Origin of the sequence: Nocardiopsis sp. SBT366 (genome assembly GCF_001083815.1) — a bacterium.
Taxonomy (GTDB): Bacteria; Actinomycetota; Actinomycetes; order Streptosporangiales; family Streptosporangiaceae; genus Nocardiopsis; species Nocardiopsis prasina.
Genome location: NZ_LAVM01000005.1, coordinates 90,669 through 109,995 on the forward strand (window position 1 = coordinate 90,669; position 19,327 = coordinate 109,995).

General features: G+C 71.4%; 16 protein-coding genes and 1 pseudogene. 12 read left to right on the forward strand and 5 right to left on the reverse strand.

Going from position 1 to position 19,327, the window contains the following annotated elements:
* The first annotated feature begins 8 nt into the window (after positions 1 to 8).
* Positions 9 to 5,051: a DNA repair ATPase gene (locus ADX84_RS02595; protein WP_049566793.1), complete on the forward strand. Its 5,043-nt coding sequence runs from the start codon at positions 9 to 11 to the stop codon at positions 5,049 to 5,051.
* 53 nt (positions 5,052 to 5,104) lie between these two features.
* On the opposite strand, the gene ADX84_RS02600 is transcribed toward ADX84_RS02595, so the two are convergent.
* The 5 genes and pseudogenes from ADX84_RS02600 to ADX84_RS02620 all read right to left on the reverse strand — a co-directional run bounded on the left by ADX84_RS02600 (position 5,105) and on the right by ADX84_RS02620 (position 7,655).
* The gene (locus tag ADX84_RS02600) at positions 5,105 to 5,407 is read right to left on the reverse strand and encodes a helix-turn-helix domain-containing protein (RefSeq protein WP_049566797.1); all 303 of its coding nucleotides are present in this window, start codon (positions 5,405 to 5,407) and stop codon (positions 5,105 to 5,107) included.
* Positions 5,404 to 5,760, reverse strand: coding sequence for a type II toxin-antitoxin system RelE/ParE family toxin (locus ADX84_RS02605; RefSeq protein ID WP_049566801.1), 357 nt, complete (start codon positions 5,758 to 5,760; stop codon positions 5,404 to 5,406). Before ADX84_RS02605 ends, ADX84_RS02600 begins: the two co-directional genes overlap by 4 nt.
* Positions 5,761 to 5,904: 144 nt before the next feature.
* Positions 5,905 to 6,243: pseudogene (locus ADX84_RS02610) on the reverse strand (acyltransferase family protein); the annotation flags it as partial.
* A 66-nt stretch (positions 6,244 to 6,309) separates the two neighbouring features.
* Positions 6,310 to 6,912, reverse strand: coding sequence for a suppressor of fused domain protein (locus ADX84_RS02615; RefSeq protein WP_049566807.1), 603 nt, complete (start codon positions 6,910 to 6,912; stop codon positions 6,310 to 6,312).
* 92 nt (positions 6,913 to 7,004) lie between these two features.
* Positions 7,005 to 7,655 (reverse strand): FMN-dependent NADH-azoreductase, encoded by a 651-nt coding sequence (locus ADX84_RS02620; protein WP_234003822.1) that lies wholly within the window; start codon positions 7,653 to 7,655, stop codon positions 7,005 to 7,007.
* Between the two features lie 102 nt (positions 7,656 to 7,757).
* Between ADX84_RS02620 and ADX84_RS26940 the strand changes: the two genes are divergently transcribed.
* The 11 genes from ADX84_RS26940 to ADX84_RS02675 form a co-directional block, all read left to right on the forward strand.
* Positions 7,758 to 8,369: a TetR/AcrR family transcriptional regulator gene (locus ADX84_RS26940; RefSeq protein ID WP_255352543.1), complete on the forward strand. Its 612-nt coding sequence runs from the start codon at positions 7,758 to 7,760 to the stop codon at positions 8,367 to 8,369.
* A gap of 207 nt (positions 8,370 to 8,576) precedes the next feature.
* Complete coding sequence (locus ADX84_RS02630) at positions 8,577 to 9,257, forward strand: DedA family protein (RefSeq protein ID WP_369801046.1); 681 nt, start codon at positions 8,577 to 8,579, stop codon at positions 9,255 to 9,257.
* A gap of 171 nt (positions 9,258 to 9,428) precedes the next feature.
* The gene (locus ADX84_RS02635) at positions 9,429 to 10,262 is read left to right on the forward strand and encodes an aldo/keto reductase (RefSeq protein WP_049566816.1); all 834 of its coding nucleotides are present in this window, start codon (positions 9,429 to 9,431) and stop codon (positions 10,260 to 10,262) included.
* A 299-nt stretch (positions 10,263 to 10,561) separates the two neighbouring features.
* Entirely contained in the window at positions 10,562 to 11,605 is a 1,044-nt protein-coding gene (locus tag ADX84_RS02640; protein WP_049566819.1) for a hypothetical protein, read from the forward strand.
* A 210-nt stretch (positions 11,606 to 11,815) separates the two neighbouring features.
* Positions 11,816 to 11,998 (forward strand): thiazolylpeptide-type bacteriocin, encoded by a 183-nt coding sequence (locus ADX84_RS02645; RefSeq protein WP_017590578.1) that lies wholly within the window; start codon positions 11,816 to 11,818, stop codon positions 11,996 to 11,998.
* A 147-nt stretch (positions 11,999 to 12,145) separates the two neighbouring features.
* Complete coding sequence (locus ADX84_RS02650) at positions 12,146 to 12,328, forward strand: thiazolylpeptide-type bacteriocin (protein ID WP_049566824.1); 183 nt, start codon at positions 12,146 to 12,148, stop codon at positions 12,326 to 12,328.
* 81 nt (positions 12,329 to 12,409) lie between these two features.
* On the forward strand, positions 12,410 to 13,327 hold the full coding sequence (locus ADX84_RS02655; protein WP_049566828.1) for an ABC transporter ATP-binding protein: 918 nt from the start codon (positions 12,410 to 12,412) through the stop codon (positions 13,325 to 13,327).
* The gene (locus tag ADX84_RS02660; RefSeq protein ID WP_049566831.1) at positions 13,324 to 14,208 is read left to right on the forward strand and encodes an ABC transporter permease; all 885 of its coding nucleotides are present in this window, start codon (positions 13,324 to 13,326) and stop codon (positions 14,206 to 14,208) included. The genes ADX84_RS02655 and ADX84_RS02660 overlap by 4 nt, the downstream gene beginning before the upstream one ends.
* The gene (locus ADX84_RS02665) at positions 14,205 to 16,853 is read left to right on the forward strand and encodes a lantibiotic dehydratase (RefSeq protein ID WP_049566834.1); all 2,649 of its coding nucleotides are present in this window, start codon (positions 14,205 to 14,207) and stop codon (positions 16,851 to 16,853) included. The genes ADX84_RS02660 and ADX84_RS02665 overlap by 4 nt, the downstream gene beginning before the upstream one ends.
* Positions 16,850 to 17,998 carry a lantibiotic dehydratase C-terminal domain-containing protein gene (locus ADX84_RS02670; protein WP_049566838.1) on the forward strand — a complete coding sequence of 383 codons (1,149 nt, stop codon included), beginning with the start codon at positions 16,850 to 16,852 and terminating at the stop codon, positions 17,996 to 17,998. The genes ADX84_RS02665 and ADX84_RS02670 overlap by 4 nt, the downstream gene beginning before the upstream one ends.
* Positions 17,991 to 19,327, forward strand: a 1,337-nt coding sequence (locus ADX84_RS02675) for a hypothetical protein (protein WP_199776452.1), incomplete at its 3' end; no start/stop codon positions are given. The genes ADX84_RS02670 and ADX84_RS02675, both read left to right, overlap by 8 nt.

The window sequence follows — 19,327 nt, forward strand, 5'->3', positions numbered from 1 at the left end:
AGTCCTCCGTGACCGAGGCCCACTCCCAGGAGAACCGGGAGACCGACGGCCCCGGGCCGGAAGCCGAGGACGCGCGGTCGCTGGACGCGGGCACCTACGAGGTGCTCCGCGCCCGGCTCCGCGAACAGACCGGTGAGCTGGCCCGGCGGACCGAGGAACTCAACAACCGCCGACTCGAGGTGTTCGGCGGCACCGAGCTCTCCCTGCGCGGTACCGAGCGCATCCGCACCGAACACAACTGCGTGCCACGCGACATCGTCAGCGTGGGGCGCTCCGTGGGGAACGACGCCGACGGGGACATGATCCTCTTCGGCTACAACGTCTACATCGGCATGCAGAGCCAGACGCACGTCTCCGACGTGTTCTCCCTGCACCGGTACGAGCACGGCGGCGACTCCTTCGAGTTCACCGACGCGGCCGAGGACGCCGTCCCCGGTCTCCTCGCCGACGAGCGGTTCCGCCAGGAGTTCGCCCAGCTCTACCGGTACTACCGCGACGCCCGCCTGCTCCAGCTGCGCCGGGTCGAGGAGCGGCTGCTCGCCGTCTTCCAGACCGGCCCGCGCACCGAGGACGTGCGGGTGCTGCGGTGGTCGGTCTCGCCCACCGGCGAGGTCGCCTACCTCGATGACCGGGGGGAACGCGACCACGTGTTCCCGCCCTCGCACGACTTCTCGTGGACGGAGGCCACCCGCGAGGACCACGTGCAGGGCCGGCACCCGCACATCTCGATCCGCGACGAACTGTTCGTGGAGACGGTCGGCGGCGACCTCACCATCAAGGTGGAGGACAACACCGAGGTCGGCGAGGGCATCTACAGCGAGCCCGTCGACGAGCCGTTGCAGAGCCTGGCCGACGCTTCGGTCTTCCACGCGCAGGTCGGCGCGCTCGTCCTGCTGAAGATCAGGCCGTACAACGAGACCGCGTGGCGCTACCTGGTCTTCAACACGCGGACCAAGGGCGTCGAACGCCTCGACGGTATCGGCCAGTCCTGCCAGCGCCTGCCCGACGACCAGGGGCTCATCTTCCCCGGCGGGTACTACCTGTCCACCGGGGTCGCGCGGACCTTCGACACCGACGTCACCGACCTGGAGTTCGAACGGGTGGTGCGCTCGCCCAACGGCGAGGACGTGCTGTACGTCTTCCACTCGCGGGCGGACGGCCGCAGCCTGCTGCTGTCGTACAACACCATCCGCAAGGAGGTCGCCAACCCGATCGTCTGCCACGGCTACTCGCTGTTCGACGACGGGACCATGACGGTCTTCCGTGACACCTCGGGTGAACCCACCCGGGTGCACCCCATGCAGGTGTGGCAGACCCCGTACGTGTCCGACGTGTACGCGGCCGCGCAACCGGTCGGCACCGGGCCGCTGGAGCGGATCGGCAACGCCGAACTGGTCCAGGGCGTGTCCGAGTGCCTCTCGGTGGCGCGGATCTCCGAGGACATGCGGCCCTCCACCGAGGTGTTCGAGGCACTCATCGCCTCGTGCCGCAGGGTCCTGGACCGGTTCCACTGGCTGGGTGAGGACGAGCTGGGCGACCTCGCCGCCCCGCTCACGGAGGTGCGCTCCACGGCCGAGCGGGTACTGGACGAGTTCGAGACCGTCCAGGAGCTCACCCGTCAGGCCGCGAAGAGCCTCTCCGAGACGGAGGAGAAGGTCACGGCGCTCATCCGCCGGTCGCGGGGCGAGACCCCGCGCTCGGCGGAGGGGTGGGTGACCCGGCTGACCGAGCTGCGCCGCGCCCAGGGGCAGGCCGCCACGCTGCGCGAGATGCGCTACGCGGACACCGCCCGGATCGACGCGGTGGAGGAGGGCCTCGGTGAGGAGATCGCCTCCGCCGGGCGCCGCACCGTCGCCTTCCTCGAACAGGACGACGCCTTCGACGGCTACCACTCCGAGGTGGAGCGGCTGGTCGAGGACGCCGAGGCCTTGGAGGCGGTCAGCGCCGCCACCGCCGTGGGCGAGCGGATCGCCGAACAGACCGAGGGCCTGCAGGTCGTCACCGAGGTGATCGGGTCCCTGGACATCGGCGACGCCCAGGTGCGCACGCGCATCCTGGAGCGGATCAGCGAGGTGATGGCCGGGGTCAACCGGGCCCGAGCCACGCTGGAGTCGCGACGCAGGGAACTGCTCGCCCTGGAGGGCCGGGCCGAGTTCGCCGCGGAGTTCGCCCTGCTGGGACAGGCCATCACCGGGGCGATCGCCGCTGCGGACACCCCGGAGCGCTGCGACGAGCAGCTGGGCCGGATCATGCTCCAACTGGAGAACCTGGAATCGCGCTTCGCGGAGTTCGACGACTTCCTCCAGGAGCTGTCGGACAAGCGCGAGGACGTCTACGAGGCGTTCTCCACCCGCAAGCAGTCGTTGGTCGACGCGCGCTCCCGAAGGGCCGACCGGTTGGCGTCCTCCGCCGCCCGGGTCCTGGAGGGCGTGCACCGGCGGGTCGCGGCCCTGACCACGCTGGAGGACATCAACACCTACTTCGCCTCGGACGCGATGGTGACGCGGCTGCGCCGCACCGCCGAGGAGATGCGCGAACTCGGCGACACGGTGCGCGCCGAGGAGCTGGAGGGCCAGATCCTGGCCGCCCGCCAGGAGGCGGGTCGGGCGCTCCAGGACCGCACCGACCTGTACGAGGGCGGCGCCGGAGGGGAGACCATCCGGCTGGGCAGGCACCGCTTCGCGGTCAACACCCAGCCCATCGACCTCACCCTCACCCCGCACGACGGGCAGATGTCGGTGGCGGTCACCGGTACCGACTTCCGGTCACCCGTGAGGGACGAGGCGTTCCAGGAGACCCGGCACCTGTGGGACCGGCTGCTGGTCTCCGAGAGCCCCGAGGTGTACCGGGCGGAGTACCTGGCCACGTCGATCCTGAGCGCGGCGGAGGAGGGGGCCGAGGGGTTCAGCCTGGAGGCCCTCAACGAGGCCGTGCTCAACCCCGAGAACGGGGACTCCCTGGAGTCCCTGGTGCGGACCGCGGCGGAGTCCCGGTACGACGAGGGCTACGAGCGGGGCGTGCACGACCACGACGCCACCCGCGTCCTCGCCGCGCTGTTGCGGCTGCGCGCCGGGGCCGGACTCCTGCGCTACCCCGGGCAGGTCCGGGCCGTGGCCCAGCTGTTCTGGGCGTACGGAGCGGGCAAGGAGCGGCGGGGTGCCTGGAAGACGCGGGCGACGTCGCTCGCACGGGCCCGGAGCGTGTTCGGGGCGCGCCGGTCCGCGGCCATCGACGCGCTGCGTACCGAGCTGGCCGAGGGTGTGGACGCCTTCCTCACCGACACCGGTCTGTACCAGGACGCCGATCTGGAACTGGTGGGCGACTACCTCTTCGAGGAGCTGGCCCTGGACGGGGCCGCAGAGCGCGGGTTCGTGTCCGGTGCGGGCGCCCGGCAGCTGCTGGACCGGTTCCACCGGGCGCTGGGCAGCACCCGGGAGACGACCCGCAAGGCCTTCGAGGAGGACCTGCGGGGGCTGGGCGAGGACCTGGCCGCCCGGCACCAGCTGGTGACGGCGTGGCTGGAGGCGTACGCGACCACGCTGGAGGAGCCGCCCGCCCCGGGCGACCTGCCCGAGGCGGCCGCGATCGGCCTGTCCGAGAGCGCTTTGGAGCGGTACGAGTCGTCGGCGGCGGTCAGTGAGAGCGTCACCGGTCTCCTGGGATCGCACCCGAGGATCAGCGAGCGCTCCCTGGACGTGCGGCTGGACGAGATCCTGCCGCGCACCCGACGGTTCCGCACGGTGGAGGTGCCCGCCTACCGGGACTTCCAGCGCCGCCGGAACGCCCTGGTGGCGACCGAACGCGAGCGCCTGCGGCTGGAGGAGTACAAGCCGAAGGTGATGAGCGGGTTCGTGCGCAACCGTCTGCTCGACGAGTCGTACCTGCCGCTGATCGGCGACAACCTCGCCAAACAGCTCGGCGCGGCCGGGGACGACAAGCGCACGGACCAGAGCGGCCTGCTGCTGCTCATCTCCCCTCCCGGCTACGGCAAGACCACGCTGATGGAGTACGTGGCGAGCCGTCTCGGGCTGGTGTTCGTCAAGGTCAACGGCCCCGCCCTGGGGCACGCGGTCACCTCGCTGGACCCGGCCGAGGCCCCGGACGCCACCTCCCGCCAAGAGATCGAGAAGATCTCCCTCGCGTTGGAGATGGGCAGCAACACCATGCTGTACCTGGACGACATCCAGCACACCAACCCGGAGCTCCTCCAGAAGTTCATCTCGCTCTGTGACGGCCAGCGCCGCATGGAGGGAGTGTGGGAGGGGCGGACGCGCACCTACGACCTGCGCGGCAAGCGGTTCGCCGTCTGCATGGCGGGCAACCCGTACACCGAGCAGGGCAAGCGGTTCCGCATCCCGGACATGCTCGCCAACCGGGCCGACGTGTACAACCTGGGTGACGTGCTCTCGGGCAAAGAGGAGCTGTTCGCGCTCAGCTACATCGAGAACGCGCTAACCTCGAACCAGACCCTGGCGCCGCTGTCCACCCGGGACCGCGAGGACGTGTACACGTTCGTGCGGATGGCCCAGGGCGACGACTCGGTGGGCACGGACCGGCTGAAGCACCCGTACTCGGCGGCCGAGGTGGACCGGATCGTCTCCGTCCTCCAGAAGATGCTCCGGGTGCAGGAGGTGGTGCTGGCCAACAACCAGGCCTACATCGCCTCCGCGGCGCAGTCGGAGGACGCCCGTACCGAACCGCCGTTCCAGCTCCAGGGTTCGTACCGGAACATGAACCGGCTGTCGGAGAAGATCGTGCCGGTCATGAACGAGTCCGAGGTGGAGGCCGTCATCGACGACCACTACCTGGGCGAGGCGCAGACCCTCACCTCCGGCGCGGAGGCCAACCTGCTCAAGCTCGCCGAACTGCGCGGCGTGATGACCGCCGAGCAGGAGGCGCGCTGGCGCGAGGTCAAGGAGGGCTTCCGCCGCGGCCGCGCGCTGGGCGGGTCCGACGACGACCCGATGACCAGGGCCATCGGCGCGATGGGCCTGCTGGCCGACCGCGTGGGTGAGATCGGCACGGCTCTCGAACGGGGCTCCGAGAGGTAGTCACCCGAGCGGAGGGGCCGCCGTCCCGAGAGGGTCGGCGGCCCCTTTCGTGCTCAGACGATGGGGAAGCGTTCGTCCCCGATCACCATCTCGACCCGCAGGTTCCCACCCAGGGCCTCCACGTACCTCCTCAGGGTATCGACCTGCGTGTGGCCGATATCCCCGCGTTCGATGCTGGAGACTCGGTTCTGACTGACGTTCAGCTGCTGGGAGAGCTGCACCTGCGTCAGGTCGGCCGCCTCCCTGAGTTCGCGCAGCCGGTAGGACCGAACCTCGTCCAACAACCGCTGCTTGTGCCGCTCCACCGCTTCCCGGTCGACAGGACGCTTGGCCAGCATGTCTCGAAGGTTCGTCATCGGTGTCCTCTCCCTAGTCCGGCGGCGTGTTCGTCGAAACGCCGGTCGGCGAGTGGAATGTTGACCCGGTACCACTTCTGCCAGTTCCCCGACTTGTCGCCGCCCACCAGCATGATCGCCCTACGCACGGGATCGAAGGCGAACAGGACCCGCAGCTCGGATCTCCCCCTGGATCCTGGGCGCAGCTCCTTCATGTTGGCGTGCCGTGACCCCCTGACCGTGTCCACCAGGGGTCGGCCGATACCGGGCCCGTGTGTGGCCAGTACTTCGAGCGCCGCGATCACTTGTTCGTACGAGCCCTGGTCCAGGGCTTCCAACCAGGGTTGGACGAGTTCCAGTTCAATGTCCCACACCAGCTTAGGTATACAACGCACGGGTTGTAAAGGAAGGTCGTTCGGGTGTTTTCCTCAGCCCAGATCAGCCTGTGCGGAGCAGAAGGCGGCGTTCGAGTTGGGGGCCAGGGTGCGCATGTAGGTGGCGGTGATGTGGCGGTGGGAGGCTGCGGCCAGGGACTCGGCGACAGTGTCGCGCCAGCGGGCCTCGGGGAGCAACAGCCGCGCGCCCAGCAGGGACACCGTGATCACCAGGGCCGCTGTGGGGACCAGCCGCACGGCGAGCCGACCGAGGAAGGCGCCGTGGCGCGGGCCGCCCCGTTCGGCCGCGCGCACCAGGGAGCCGGTGACGAGGAACCCGGTGAGCAGCAGGAAGACGTCCACACCACCGCAGAACCGGCCGAACCACACGTGGTAGACCGCCACGAGCAGGACGGCGACGGCTCGCAGACCGTCGATCTCCTGCCGGTGGCGCGTGGGTGGTGGGAGGGGGTCCGTGTTCACGGGGACCCCATGAGGCACTCCCCCACGTGACCACCGGCGTACGTGAGGTGACCGCCACGGATCCCGTCAGAGGCGGATGGTCTCGCGCCCGGGGTCCGTGATCATCTTCGGGTCGCGGTCACGGAGCAGCGCCATGATCGGGGCGATCGTGTCGGCTTCCTGGGCGTACTCACCCTCCTCGGCCTTGAGCCCCACGACCTGGAAGAACAGCACCAGGCCGTTGTCGGTGTCCAGGATGCGCATGTCGGCGTCGGGCACGATCGCCAGCGAGGTCATGTCCCCGTTGGCGCTCTCGCCGCCGAGCGGGGACCGGGTGACGATCCAGTGGCCGACGTCCAGCTGCGCACCGGCCACGTACTGGTCGGCCAGCGCGTGCAGCACGCGCAGGATCCACGCGGGCACGGTCTCGTCGCCGTCCGCGCGCGGGATGCGGCACGTGAACTCGAATCCGGCGCCGGAGACCCGCTTCTCCTCGCTGGTCTTCTCCCCCAGCTCGGTGAGGCCGAAGGTGACCAGCAGCCAGTGCCCCTCCATGGGGTAGGCGAGGACACCGTCGATCCCCTGCTCGGACTCGCGGGCGGGGAACTGGATGGTCAGCGGGCGCACGTCCGGGTAGTGCTGCGCCCACCCCTCGTAGATCTGGGTGAGTCCGGGCAGCAGTTCCAGCATCGTGCGCTCTCCAGGGTCGTGAACGGTGCACCCCAGAGGATATGCGCCGAGGCGGGGGCGGCGGCGTGGTGGCGCCGCCCCCGCCCTTGGGGTCAGACCCCGGCGAGCACCCGACCGGTGTCGCGCGCGGCGTCCAGGGCCCGGGTGCGCTGCTGCTCGGCCAGGTCCCTCAGGCCCTCCATCCCCGGGGTGGTGGCGGCCAGGGTGAGCTCGCACTTGATCAGGGTGAGGTCGGCCTGCCAAAGGTCGCCGACGACGCGCTCCAGATAGGGCGTGGAGTGGTCCCAGCCCTCGCGGGGAGTGCCGGGGCCGTAACCGCCGCCCGCGGTGGTGACCAGCGCGGTGGGAACCCCCTTGAGCAGCGGGTTGGTGGGCCCGGCACCGGCGATGACCAGGTCGACCCAGGTCTTGAAGTGCTGGGAGACGCCGTAGTTGTACATCGGCACGGCCAGGATCACGGCGTCGGCGCTCTCCAGTTCCCCGGCCAGCCGGGCGGCCAGGGCCAGCGCCTCGTTCTGGGCCGGTGTGCGCTCGGGCTCGGGGGTGCCAGAGCCCACGGTGGCGTGCACCCAGGCGTCGGCGGGAAGCGGGTCGGTCCCCAGGTGGCGGCGGTTCACTCCGCCGTCCGGGTGCGCCGCGGTCCACTCCGCCTCGGCGCGGTCCGCGATCTCGGCGCTGGAGGACACGGACGGGAAGATGCTGCCGTCGAGCCGGAACAGGTTCATGATTCCTACTTCTCCCATTGGTTCGGTGTACCGCTGGCCGGATGTGTGCCCGGCGTCGCGGCGTGATGACAGCATAAACGGACTATCCCCCGCTTAGTATTCCCGGGGTAGATTGATTCCGTGGATGTGCCAGTGGTCCCCTTCGGAAAACCGCGCCCCGAGCGGGCGGACGCGGCCCGCAACCGCGAGCACCTGCTGCGGACGGTCCGCGCGATGATCGCCGAGCTGGGCCCGGAGAGCGTGACCATGGACGGCCTGGCCGAGCGCGCCGGGCTGGGCAAGGGGACCGTCTTCCGACGCTTCGGTACGCGTGCGGGGATCTTCCAGGCCGTGCTCCATGACGACGAGCTCCGGTTCCAGGAGCGGGTGCTGCACGGCCCACCGCCACTGGGGCCCGGCGCCGAACCGAAGGAGCGCCTGATCGCCTACGGCCTGGCGCGCTTCGACATGCTCAGGGGCAACCACGCCATCTTTCGTGCCGCACTGGGCCATTCCCCGCTTGCCCCGGCCTCCGTGAGCATGACCCCTCCGCACGTCCGGATGCTGCTCCGCCAGGCCAGCCCGCCCCTCCCCCACCCGGACGGCCTCGCCCTCCAGCTCGCCGCCGCCTTGGAGGGCCCGCTGCTGCTGTACCTACGCACGGACGAGCTCACCGGACCGCAGGGGGAGGTCGGCTGCAACCACCTGGCCGAAAGCTGGCGGACCCTCGTCGAGCGCGTCTTCGACGGCTGAGGCCAGCCCGGCGGTCACGAGGTCCGGCGCGCCCCGGATCTGCGCGCGAACGGCGGCCGGGGACGGGACCGGAGGGCAATCACAGCCCCGGTGGCCCCTCTTGCCACGATTCGGCCGTAGAACGGAATCCGTCTTTACACGGAGCGTCGCTCCCCGCCCCTAACGTTCTGTTCCACCCTTCAAAGGGACCGTGAACAGGAGCAACGAGTGAACGCCAATCTCGCCATCGCGGCGGCCGGACCCGCGGACGGATTCGTCGGGTGGGTCGTCGGACTCATGGAGGTCCTCGGCGGGCCGGGGGTCGGTCTGGCCATCGCGCTGGAGAACCTCTTCCCGCCCATCCCGAGCGAGGCGATCCTGCCGACCGCCGGTTTCGCCGCCTCCCGGGGCGAGTTGGGGCTGGTGGAGGTCCTGGTCTGGGCCACCGTCGGCTCCGTGGTGGGTGCGCTCGCCCTGTACGGCCTCGGCGCCTGGCTGGGACGGGAGCGTTTCAGGGCGTTGGCGAGCCGCGTCCCGCTGGTCAAGATGGCCGACATCGACCGGACCGAGGCGTGGTTCGAACGGCACGGGCCCAAGGCGGTCCTCCTCGGCCGAGTCATCCCGATCTTTCGCAGTTTCATCTCGATCCCGGCCGGAATCGAGCGCATGTCCCTGCCGCTCTTCCTCGGGCTGACCACCCTGGGCAGCGCCGTGTGGAACACCCTGTTCGTCCTGGTCGGGTACCACCTGGGCGAGCAGTGGCACATCGTCGAGGGGTACGTCGGCGTCGGTTCCCGGGTCGTCCTGGGATTGGTGGCGGCGGCGGTCGTCTGGTTCGTGGTGCGTCGGGTGCTGGAGCGTCGGCGCGAGCGGCGGACCGCACCCGATCGCGGGCCCCGACGCGGGTGAGGTCGCGGCCCGACGTACCCGGCGAGCGCACTCCCCTGGCGGTGGGGGCCGTCTGCCGCCCCGAGCAGATCGACCACCGGGCCCCGCCTCCCTGTTTCGTGTGGACTGAAGTGGTGAGGGTTGGGGGTGAGGGGATCGAGAGGTCGAAAAGCAAGGAAACGGGGAACGGCCATGAGACACCTTCTACTGCCCTCCCGCGAGGAGCTGCCGGTACTCGGTCAGGGGACCTGGGGCATGGGAGAGGACCCCGACGCGCACCACGCGGAGGTCCATGCGCTGCGGCACGGGCTCGACCTGGGCCTCGGGCTGATCGACACCGCCGAGATGTACGGATCGGGCGGGGCGGAGAGGGTGGTCGGGGACGCGATCCGCGGCCGCAGGGACGAGGTGTTCCTCGTCAGCAAGGTACTGCCGAGCCACTCCGACCGCCGGGGCGTGGTTGAGGCGTGCGAACGCAGCCTGCGTCGGCTGGGGACCGACCGCATCGACCTGTACCTGCTGCACTGGCGCGGAGGGGTGCCGCTGGCCGAGACGTTGGAGGCCCTCACCGAACTGCGTGACTCGGGAAGGATCGGCGACTTCGGAGTCAGCAACTTCGACACCGACGACATGCGCGAACTGTGGGGCGAGACGGGCGGCGACGCCTGCGCCGCGAACCAGGTCCTCTACAACCTGTCCCGGCGCGGACCGGAGTACGACCTCCTGCCGTGGTGCCGGGACCACGAGATCCCCGTGATGGCCTACTCCCCCATCGAACAGGGGCGGCTGCTGGGCGACCCCGTCCTGGAGCGGGTCGCCGAGGGGCACGGGGTCTCGGCCGCGCAGGTGGCCATCGCCTGGGTCCTGGCGGGCGGGGGCCTGTGCGCGATCCCGAAGGCGGGCACCGTCGGACACGTCGAGGAGAACCACGCCGCCCTCGACCTGCGCCTGACCGAGGAGGATCTGGCGGCCCTGGACGCGCGTTTCCCCGGCCCGGACGGGCCCAGCCCGCTCGACGTGCTCTGACCGGGGCGAAGGGAGCCGGGGCGCACGCAGCCGGGGGCGAGGACCAGGACGGGGCCGGACCCGGAACGGCCCGGGGCGGATGGACGCTGAGGGCTGACCCGGTGCGGGTACGCAGCGGAACGGGCCCGGACAGCACCCTGTCCCCGAGGTGAGAGTCCGAGGTACTCCGCCAGGGGATCTTGTCCGAACCCGGAGCGGGATGTAACTTTCCTCCGAGTCAGACATCCACGTTGGAGACAACCGACAGTGCCCCGGTCGGCGACAGCCCCTCCCCTCTAACCCGCTCCTGAGGTGGACACGTGAAGACCCCCCGACCGCCGCGCTCGCGGCGTGCCCTGACCACCCTCACCGCCCTGGCCGCAGCCGTCCTGCTCTGCACCCCGCAGACGGCCCTGGCCGAACCGGCGCCCGACGACACCGTCGAGTTCGTCCCCACTCCGGCCGACACCCCCACCGAACGCACCGAGGCCGACCGGGAGGCGCTGGAGGAGAAACTCGCCAACACCGCCGTCCCGCCCGGACCGCTGAGCTTCGGCGCCGAACCCCTCGCGGCCGCCCGGAACGCCGCCGAGGGCGCGGCGGCCGGTGCCTCCTGCGCGATCACGGCGGAGTCCGCCACCGCCCTGGCGCTGGCCCCCGTCTGGCCCGAGGTCTCGGCCGGCTCCGCCCTGCCTCCCTCGCCGATGACCCTGTCGAGGTACGACAACCAGTCCGGCCTGTACGACCCCGCCGGACGGGACGGCCTGTTCTTCAACCCGGGCGTCGGCCTGTGGCAGATGGACTCCGCCGGGCTCGGCACCAACAACACGGCGGGCGAGGCGATCGACTCCGTCTGGGTCTCCGACTTCGTGGTGCCCTACATCGTGGACAAGTACTGCTCCGCCATCAACGGGGGCTCCGCGGCGCCCGCCGCCCGGGCCACCGCGTGGGCGGACTGGAACGCCTGCTCCGACGGGGACTGTGACACCGTGTACTGGCGTGCGATGAACGACGGGATCGGGTCTGACCCGTCCGTGGGCCGCCACGGCGGCGCGCAGCCGCGCACCTGTGAGTTCGAGGGAGCCTCGTACGACTGCCTGTTCGTGGACGTCTCCGACGTCCAGGGCGCCGACTGGTGGACCCGGCCCGAGAGCGGCCGTTCCCCGGTGCCGTCACCGTTCTACGTGCTCAGGGCCGGTTCGGGCGACGGCGTCCGCGAGGTGCGCGTGTGGCTCGCGGCGGACTCCGGGCACGGGGTGGACGTGACCGTCACCCGGCCGTTCGGCGGCAACGCGCGGGACGCGCTCTCCTGGACCGACGGTCTGGGCCTGTGCGACACGACCGCCGGACGCGGTTCCTGCTGATCACGGAAAGTGTCGGATGAATTCGGGCTCTGGTCCCTTCTGGGACCAGAGCCTGTTTCCATTTGCAGTGTTCCCTCTGTGAAACACAGGAGAACCAGAGGTCACACCAGGGAAAAGGTTCAATACAACCTCTATCTACCGGCCGAATCGCATGTTACTTTCTTTCCCGCCCGGGGGACCCGCTAGGAAGATTCAAACGAAGAGGCCACAATGCCCCATTCGACGGCACCCGAGATCGACCTGCCCGAGCTGAACTTCGACGACATGGAGGTGATGAGCGTCCGCGAGGCGGTCGCCGTCCCGGAGACCGGCGCCACCAGCGGCTCCAGCTCCTGCACCTCCACCTCGTGCTGCGGCTCCAGCAGCTGCTGCTCCGGCGGCTCCTGCGGCTGACTGGTACTCCGGTCAGCCCCGCCACCGGAAATGCACGCGCGCGTGCGTGATCAACGCGTGCGTGCCTGATCAAAGCGTGGAATTCGGCAAGGGCAAGCTCCAGAGTTTCACGCCAACATCCCCCTCCCACCCAGAAGAAGGTGTCCGATGGCGTTGCAGGAAACCCCCACGATCGACCTGCCCGACCTCAACTTCGACGACATGGAGGTGATGAGCGTCCGCGAGGCGGTCGCCGTCCCGGAGACCGGCGCCACCAGCGGCTCCAGCTCCTGCACCTCCACCTCGTGCTGCGGCTCCAGCAGCTGCTGCTCCTCGGGTTCGTGCGGCTGACCCCCTGAACCGGGGCGGCCCTCTCGCCGGGGTCGCCCCCCTGCCCCGAACCCCCCAGTAGAAGCACGACGAGGGCCGCACGTGTACGCGATCGACGCCACGGACATCACCAAGGACTACGGGAAGGGAGAGGTGCTCCACCGCATCTCCTACCAAGTGCCCGCCGGACAGATCGCCGCGCTGCTCGGCCCCAACGGGGCGGGCAAGACGACGCTGATCGAGATCCTGGAGGGGCACCGGGGACGCACCTCGGGACGGGTGGAGGTGCTCGGGCTCGACCCCGGCAACCGCCGCGACTTCGCCGAGCTCCGCAAGCGCATGAGCGTGGTGCTGCAACAGACCATGCTGGAACCGGGGCTGTCGGTCCGCGACATCGTGCGCCGCCACGCCTCCTACTACCCGGACCCGCTCGACGTGGACGAGGCCCTCGCCCAGGTGGAGCTGACGGAGAAGCGCTCCGCCCTGGTCAAGTCGCTCTCCGACGGCCAGCGCCGCCGGCTCGACCTCGCCCTCGCGCTGACCGGCCGCCCGGAGCTGCTCTTCCTCGACGAACCCACCACGGGATTGGACCCCGTCTCACGCCGCCGCATCCGCAGCCTGGTGGCGGGGCTGCGCGAGAGCGGCACGACCGTGGTCCTGACCTCGCATGACCTCACCGAGGTCCAGGAACTCGCCGACCGGGTGGACGTCATCCGCGACGGCTCGTTCATCGCCTCCGGCAGCCCCGACGACCTCGTCCGGGGCTCGGCGGCGTACACGGTGGTGGAGTTCGCGCTCCCCGAGGGGACGGACGGTCGCCTCCCCGAGGGCGCCGCACTGGTCAACGGGAGGGCGCGCATCCTCACTGACGACCAGGACGCGGTGGTGGAGCGGGTGCAGGCCTGGGCGCGGGACGAGGGGACGCGGATCAGCGGCCTCACCATCGTGCCGCCCAGCCTGGACGACGCGTACGTGGCGATGTTGGAGAACGGCGTGCTGGAAGCGGAGAAGAGCGAATGAGCGTCACGGGAACCGAACGCGCGCGGAGCACCCGCCGCCCGTCCTCCTTCTGGCTGCACGTGGACGGGGAACTCAAGGAGTTCTGGCGCTCCCCCATCACCCTGGCGTTCATCGTGCTGATGCCGGTGATGTTCTACGTGGGGTTCGGGCTGGCCTTCCGCTCCCAGGCGGACGAGATCCGGCTCGTGGGCGAACACGGGATCACCCAGGCCAACCTGAGCTTCGGCGGCATCCTCGGCTTCGCGCTGATGTCCGTGGCCTTCGCCAACGTCGCCATCGGGCTGGCGATCCGCCGCCACCACGGGCTGTTCAAGCGCTTCCGCACCACACCGGTCAGCCCGGCCACCGTGATGGGCGCCTACCTGGTGAACACGCTGCTCACCGCCGTGATCGTGCTGGGAGTGGTGACCGCGATCGGTCTGCTCGGCATGGGTGTGACCATCGACCCGGCCCGCCTGCCCCAGCTGTTGACGGCTCTGCTGCTCGGCTTCGTGTGCATGGCCCCGCTCGGCGCCGCCGCCTCCCTGCTGCCGCCCAACGCCGACGCCGCCGTGCCCATGGTCAACGGCATCTTCTTCCCCGCGGCCTTCCTCGCGGGCGGGTTCATCATCCTGCCGTTGGGTGACACGGTGGGCGCCGTCGTGGACCTGCTGCCGGGCCGACCGCTGACCCTCCTCATCCAGGGCGCGTTGTCCGAGTCCGGGCCCGTGTGGGACTGGTCCTCGGTGGCGCTGCTCATGGCGTGGTCGTTGCTGGGCACCGTGGCGGCGCTGCGCTGGTTCCGGTGGGCCTCCGAGCGGGAACCGCGCGGCTTCGGTTCGTCCCGGAGCAAGGGCAAGGGCAAGGACGAGGCCAAGGCGCCCGAGGGGACCGGGGCTTGAACACTCCCGCCGAACCCTCACGGTCCTTCGAGGTCGTGGAGGGTCCCTACCTGGTCTCCCGGGTCAACCCCCATCCCCACCGACACCTGCGCGGGGGCGCCCCGACCGCGTCTGGGCTGCGCAGCCTCGCCCGGCTGGAACGCGAACGCGAGGAGCTGCGCGAAGGGCTGCTGGACGCCCTCCACCGGGCCGCGCCCGAGCTGGGCGCCCACCGGAGCGCTGCGCTGGCCGCCAAACGCGCCGTGTTCAACCGCCGCCCGCCCCGGGAGGACCTCCTCGACCACCCGGTCACCCGCGAGATCCCCCTCCTCGCCGTGTGGGCGGACAACTGGCGGGAGGCGCTTGCCACGGCCGCCTCAGTGGACGCCGAACACGAGCCCGCGCTCCTGGCCGAGCGCGCGGCGCTGACCGCGTGGGCCCGCGATCCCGGCGTGGACCGTGCGACCGCGCTGTCCAGCCCGGACCTGCACCGGGCGGTGGCCGCCCGCGCCGCCACCGATCAGGCCCCCGACAAGCGGATGCGCAAGGCCGAGGCCGCCCTGGTCCGGTACTTCTCCCGCTCCACGGTGAAGGTCAGCCCGTACTCGCTGTACACCGCCGTGCACTTCACGCCCTTGGGGGCCGAGGCCCCCGAGGACGCCGACCAGCCGTTGCGCCTCACCTCGCACGCCGCGCTCCGGCGACTGCTGCCCCGGCAGGCGGCGCGGGCACTGGCCGCCAACCCCGAGGCGCGTCTCGACCTTGAGTGGGTGCTCACCGGCGGGGCCCGACGCGAGACCTCCGACCAGGGAGAACGTCTGGTCGTACGCCGCCGCCGCTGGGCGCCGCCCTCCCCCGGGCTGCGCGCGGAGGCCTTCGGTGAGGAGGAGGTCCGGCTGCCCATGACCGGGAGCTGGGACCGCCTCGTCACGGTCCTGGAGAAGCGCGCGGCCACCCCGGTGCGGTTGGCGGCACTGCGTGACGCGGTCGCCGCCGAACTCGGCTGCGGAGCCGAGCGGGCGCTCGGCGTCCTGGACAAGCTCATCGACGTGGGCGTCCTCGTGCCGTGGTCGCCCGTGCCCGAACAGTCCCCCGACTTCACTCGGCACTGGCACCGGCTGGCCGGCACCCTGCCCGGCGAGGCGGCGGCCCGGGTGGCGTCCGCCTTCGAGGAGACCGAGGCGGTGCTGGCCGGGTTCGCCGAATCCGACGGCGCCGGTCGGGCGGGCGACGTGCTGCGACTGCAACACCTGTGGTCGGCGGCGGTGGGTGTGGAGGGCTCCGCCACCTCACCGGTCGTGGAGGACTGCCTGGTCTCGCGCGGCGTCCCCGTGGAACGCGACCGCACCCGCGCGTGGTCGGCGGACCTGGGTCGGCTCATGCCGATGTTGTTCGCGCTGGACGACCAGCGCGTGCTCTCCGGTGCGCTGGAGCAGGTGTTCGTGTCCCGGTACGGCCGGGGCGGGCGCTGCACGGACCTGGAGGGTTTCGCCCAGCACGCCCGGGCGGCCTTCCCGCTGACCCAGGAACTCATGGGCGGTGAGCCCGCCGCCCTGGCAGGGGCCGACCCGGAGCTGACCCGGGTGCTGGCAGCGCGGCGGCGCGCGGTGGACCACCTCGTGGAACTCGGCCGTTCCGGCGGGAAGCGGGTGGACGTCGACCCCGCCGTGGTGGACGAGGTCGCGGCGATGCTGCCGGACCGGGAGTTCGCCGCCCGTCGTTCCTTCGCGGTGTTCGGCCAGGTCGTTCCGGACGGTCTGGTGGTCAACCACCTCTACGGCGGCCGGGCCCGCTACTTCAGCCGGTTCCTCGGCCAGCTGCCGGAGGAGTTCCGGGACCGGGTCGCCGAGCACGTGCGGCGGCTGGGCCCTGAGGAGGCCGACACCGTGCACATGCGGTCGGCGCTGGGATTCAACGCGAACCTCTCGCCCGCCCTCGCCGACGAGGAACTGGCGCTGCGCGACGAACCCACCCTGGTACCCGGACCCTCCACCCTGGACCTCACCCTGGTGCACACCCCGCACGGGCTGCGCCTGGTACGGGGCGACGGCCGCGAGATCGACCCCGTCTACACCGGGTTCCTCGTGCCGCACGCGCTGCCCTACGACGAGATGCTCGTGGCGATGGTCGCGGACTCGCCGTTCTTCTCCTTCGGCGACCTCACCATCGACCTCCACGAACGGTGGACCGAGCACGGTTTCCGGGGCGGGACGCCCAGGATCGGCTTCGGTGAACTCACCCTGTTCCGCCGCAGGTGGGGCATGGACACCGCCGACCTCTCGCCCCGCTCCGAGGAGTCCCCCGCCCAGCTGCACCGACGGCTCAACGTGGAACGCGAACTCCGGGGCATCCCCGAGCAGGTGTTCGTCCGCCCGCTCCAGGGGTCCCGCCTCGGCCCGCTGGAACGCGCCATGGCACCCAAACCGCAGCACGTGGACTTCCTGAGCAGGCTGCACACCGGCACCGCCGCCAAACGCCTGGCCCACCTGGGACCGGCGCTCCTGGTGGAGGAGATGCTCCCCGGGCCGGACCACCACCGAATGCGCAGCCCCGTCGGTGAGCACGCCAGCGAACTGTTCCTCGAACTCTCCACGGTGCCGCGCGCGGCGCGCACCGACGCCACTCCCCCTTCCCATCCCCCAGGCGAAGCGAGGCTGACCCCTTGACCGTCGGACTCAGAGTCAACTACCACGACAGCGACAAGAGCGCCCTGCTCGGAGACTGCCTCGTACCGGCGGCGCGCGCGGCCGCCGCGCGTACCGGTGTCACCGCGGCCTGGCTGCACCTGCACTGGCGGCTCGGACCTCACTGCGTGCTCTACGCGGACGGTGACCCGGCCGCGGTGGAGGCCGCGGTGTCCGAGGCCGAGGAGGGTGTCCGCGCCTTCCTGGGCCATCACCCCTCAGGCAGGCGGTTGGACCCCGGGCAGTACGAGGCCTTCTCCCAGCGCATGGGGCGACTGGAGCTGGTGGAGGGCCCCTACGCACCGATCGAGCCGGACAACAGCACGCGACGGCTGGCGGGCGACCCGGTCGACACGTTCCTTCGTGGCCCGGAGGCGGTCGCCCTCAAGGGGCGGGTCCTCACCGACGGCCTCTCCCGGGTGGCCGACCACGCGGGCGGGCGCGGCGGCGAACGGGCGGTGTCCGCGAACGTCTTCGCGGGGATGGGCGCGATCGCCACGCGCTATCCCGAGTGGGGGCTGCGCTCCGGGTACCAGGCCTTCCTCTCGCACTGGAAGGAGTACTTCCACTGGTCGGACCCCCAGGGGACCGCGCAGGAACGGCTGGCCACCGCCTACCGCACCCAGCGCGAGGGACTCGTGGCCTCCCTGCGCGCGGTGCACGAGCGCGACGGCGCGGACCCGTACGCGCTGGCCTGGGGAGAGTGGGCCGACCGCTGGCTGCCCGAGGCGGTCGCCCTGGCTCGCGAGGAACACATCCTGCCGTTCCCGCATCCGGACCGGCAGGAGCAGGCGGCGAAGTTCGGCGAGGACGTCGGGGTGCGCTGGAGCGGCTCCGACGACCGCTCCTACAGCGACTTCCACCAGGAGTTCCGCAAGCTCGACTTCACCCGGCTCGGCGACGGGTACGGGTTCGCGGCCTTCCGGTTCCTCATCAACTGCTTCTTCGACCTCCTGCCGCTGATGGGTGTCGCCCCCGTCCAGCGGTACTCAGTCGCGTACCTGTTCACCGAGGCCGCGCAGGAGGTGGTGGGCGAGGGCTGGGAGGAGACCGTCCGCCGGGTCGTCGACCACCAGAGCGAGGACCCCCAGCTGAGGCCGACCCTTCCGTGGGTGGGCGATGCCTGACTCCACCGCGAACACCACCGCGACACGGCTCAAGAGCGCCGTCCGTGCCCGGTCACTCGCGTCGGAGGGGGTGGCGCTCAGCATGGGGTCCACCGCCGTCGTCGTCCGGGGCGCCCGGGCCGACACCGTGTGGCGGGCCCTGGAACCCACCCTTCGCGCCGGGTTCCACCGGGCGGACCTGCTGGGACGCTTCCCCGAGGCGGGGCGGCCGTTCCTGGCGGGCATCCTCGACCAGCTGGAGGAACACCGCTTCCTCCGCGACCTCGAACCCGAACCCGCCTCCCTCACGGACGCCGAGCGGGCCGCCTACCCGCACCTGGAGTCGGCGACCCACCGGCCCCACGCGGCGCTGGCCGCGCTGCGCACGAGCGTGGTCCGGGTGCGCTCCTCGTGCCCGCTGCTGGAGGCGCGGGTGCGGCGGGCGCTCGCCCGCGCGGGGTTCGGTGAGGTGCACGCGGACACCGGGCCCCCGCCCGAGGCCCCCGTCCTGTTGAGCACCCGGCTCTCCCTCGACGGGGACGCGGCCGGGCACGGGGCCGAACACGTCGTCGCCGCTGGCGACGGCCTCTGGCTGACCGGGCCGCGCGACCGTCCGGGCACCCCGGACCTGTCGGGGCGGTTGCGCGCCTGGTTCGCCAAGAGGGAGACCGAGCCGGACCGCCTGGCGCCGGACGACTCCGCGCTGGAGGTGACCCGGAGCCTGGTCGCCGCCCAGCTGGCCCTGGCGCTGGTGGCGCAGGTGGCGCGCGCCGTGTCGGATCCCGGCGCGCTGACCGCTTCGGGGCCGGGCCCCGAGTTCATGGTGACCACGGACGAGCTGGTCAGTGAACCCCACGTCCTGCTCGTCGCGGCGCCGCTGGACCCGGGCTCCGTCGAGGTGCTGCCCGAGGCGGCCGCCGAGGAGACCGGTCCACCGGAGCCGCTGGAGGTCCCCGACCGCCTGGACACCGTCACCCACCTGTGGGACCGCGTCTTCGGGCCGGTGGCCGAACCGGCACCCGGGAACCTGTCCCAGCTGCCCGTGGGCCTGGCCAGGTCCGGACGGCACGCGGGTTACGGCCTCACCACCGCACAGGCCCGAGAGAACGCCCTGCTCAACGCCCTGCACGGGGTCGTTTGGCGTGCTCGGGGCGCTGACGGCCCGGAGGTCGGTGAGATCCCGGCCGGTGGTTGGACCCCCGGTCCAAGGGTCGGACAGGGCGTGGGCGAGGCCGATGGGCGGACTGTCGAACAGCCCACTGGAGGCGCCGTTCAAGGGGCCGTTGGAGGCGCTGAGGAAAGCCAGGAAGCGGGCGGAGCGGGGGACGGGGCCGACGGGGAGGCACGTAC

Excerpts from the sequence above, each read along its gene's own strand:
- ADX84_RS02645 (WP_017590578.1), top strand. The coding sequence starts at position 11,816 with ATGCCCCATTCGACGGCACCCGAGATCGACCTGCCCGAGCTGAACTTC.
- ADX84_RS02615 (WP_049566807.1), bottom strand. The coding sequence starts at position 6,912 with ATGCTGGAACTGCTGCCCGGACTCACCCAGATCTACGAGGGGTGGGCG.
- ADX84_RS02650 (WP_049566824.1), top strand. The coding sequence starts at position 12,146 with ATGGCGTTGCAGGAAACCCCCACGATCGACCTGCCCGACCTCAACTTC.
- ADX84_RS02660 (WP_049566831.1), top strand. The coding sequence starts at position 13,324 with ATGAGCGTCACGGGAACCGAACGCGCGCGGAGCACCCGCCGCCCGTCC.
- ADX84_RS02600 (WP_049566797.1), bottom strand. The coding sequence starts at position 5,407 with ATGACGAACCTTCGAGACATGCTGGCCAAGCGTCCTGTCGACCGGGAA.
- ADX84_RS02635 (WP_049566816.1), top strand. The coding sequence starts at position 9,429 with ATGAGACACCTTCTACTGCCCTCCCGCGAGGAGCTGCCGGTACTCGGT.
- ADX84_RS02620 (WP_234003822.1), bottom strand. The coding sequence starts at position 7,655 with ATGGGAGAAGTAGGAATCATGAACCTGTTCCGGCTCGACGGCAGCATC.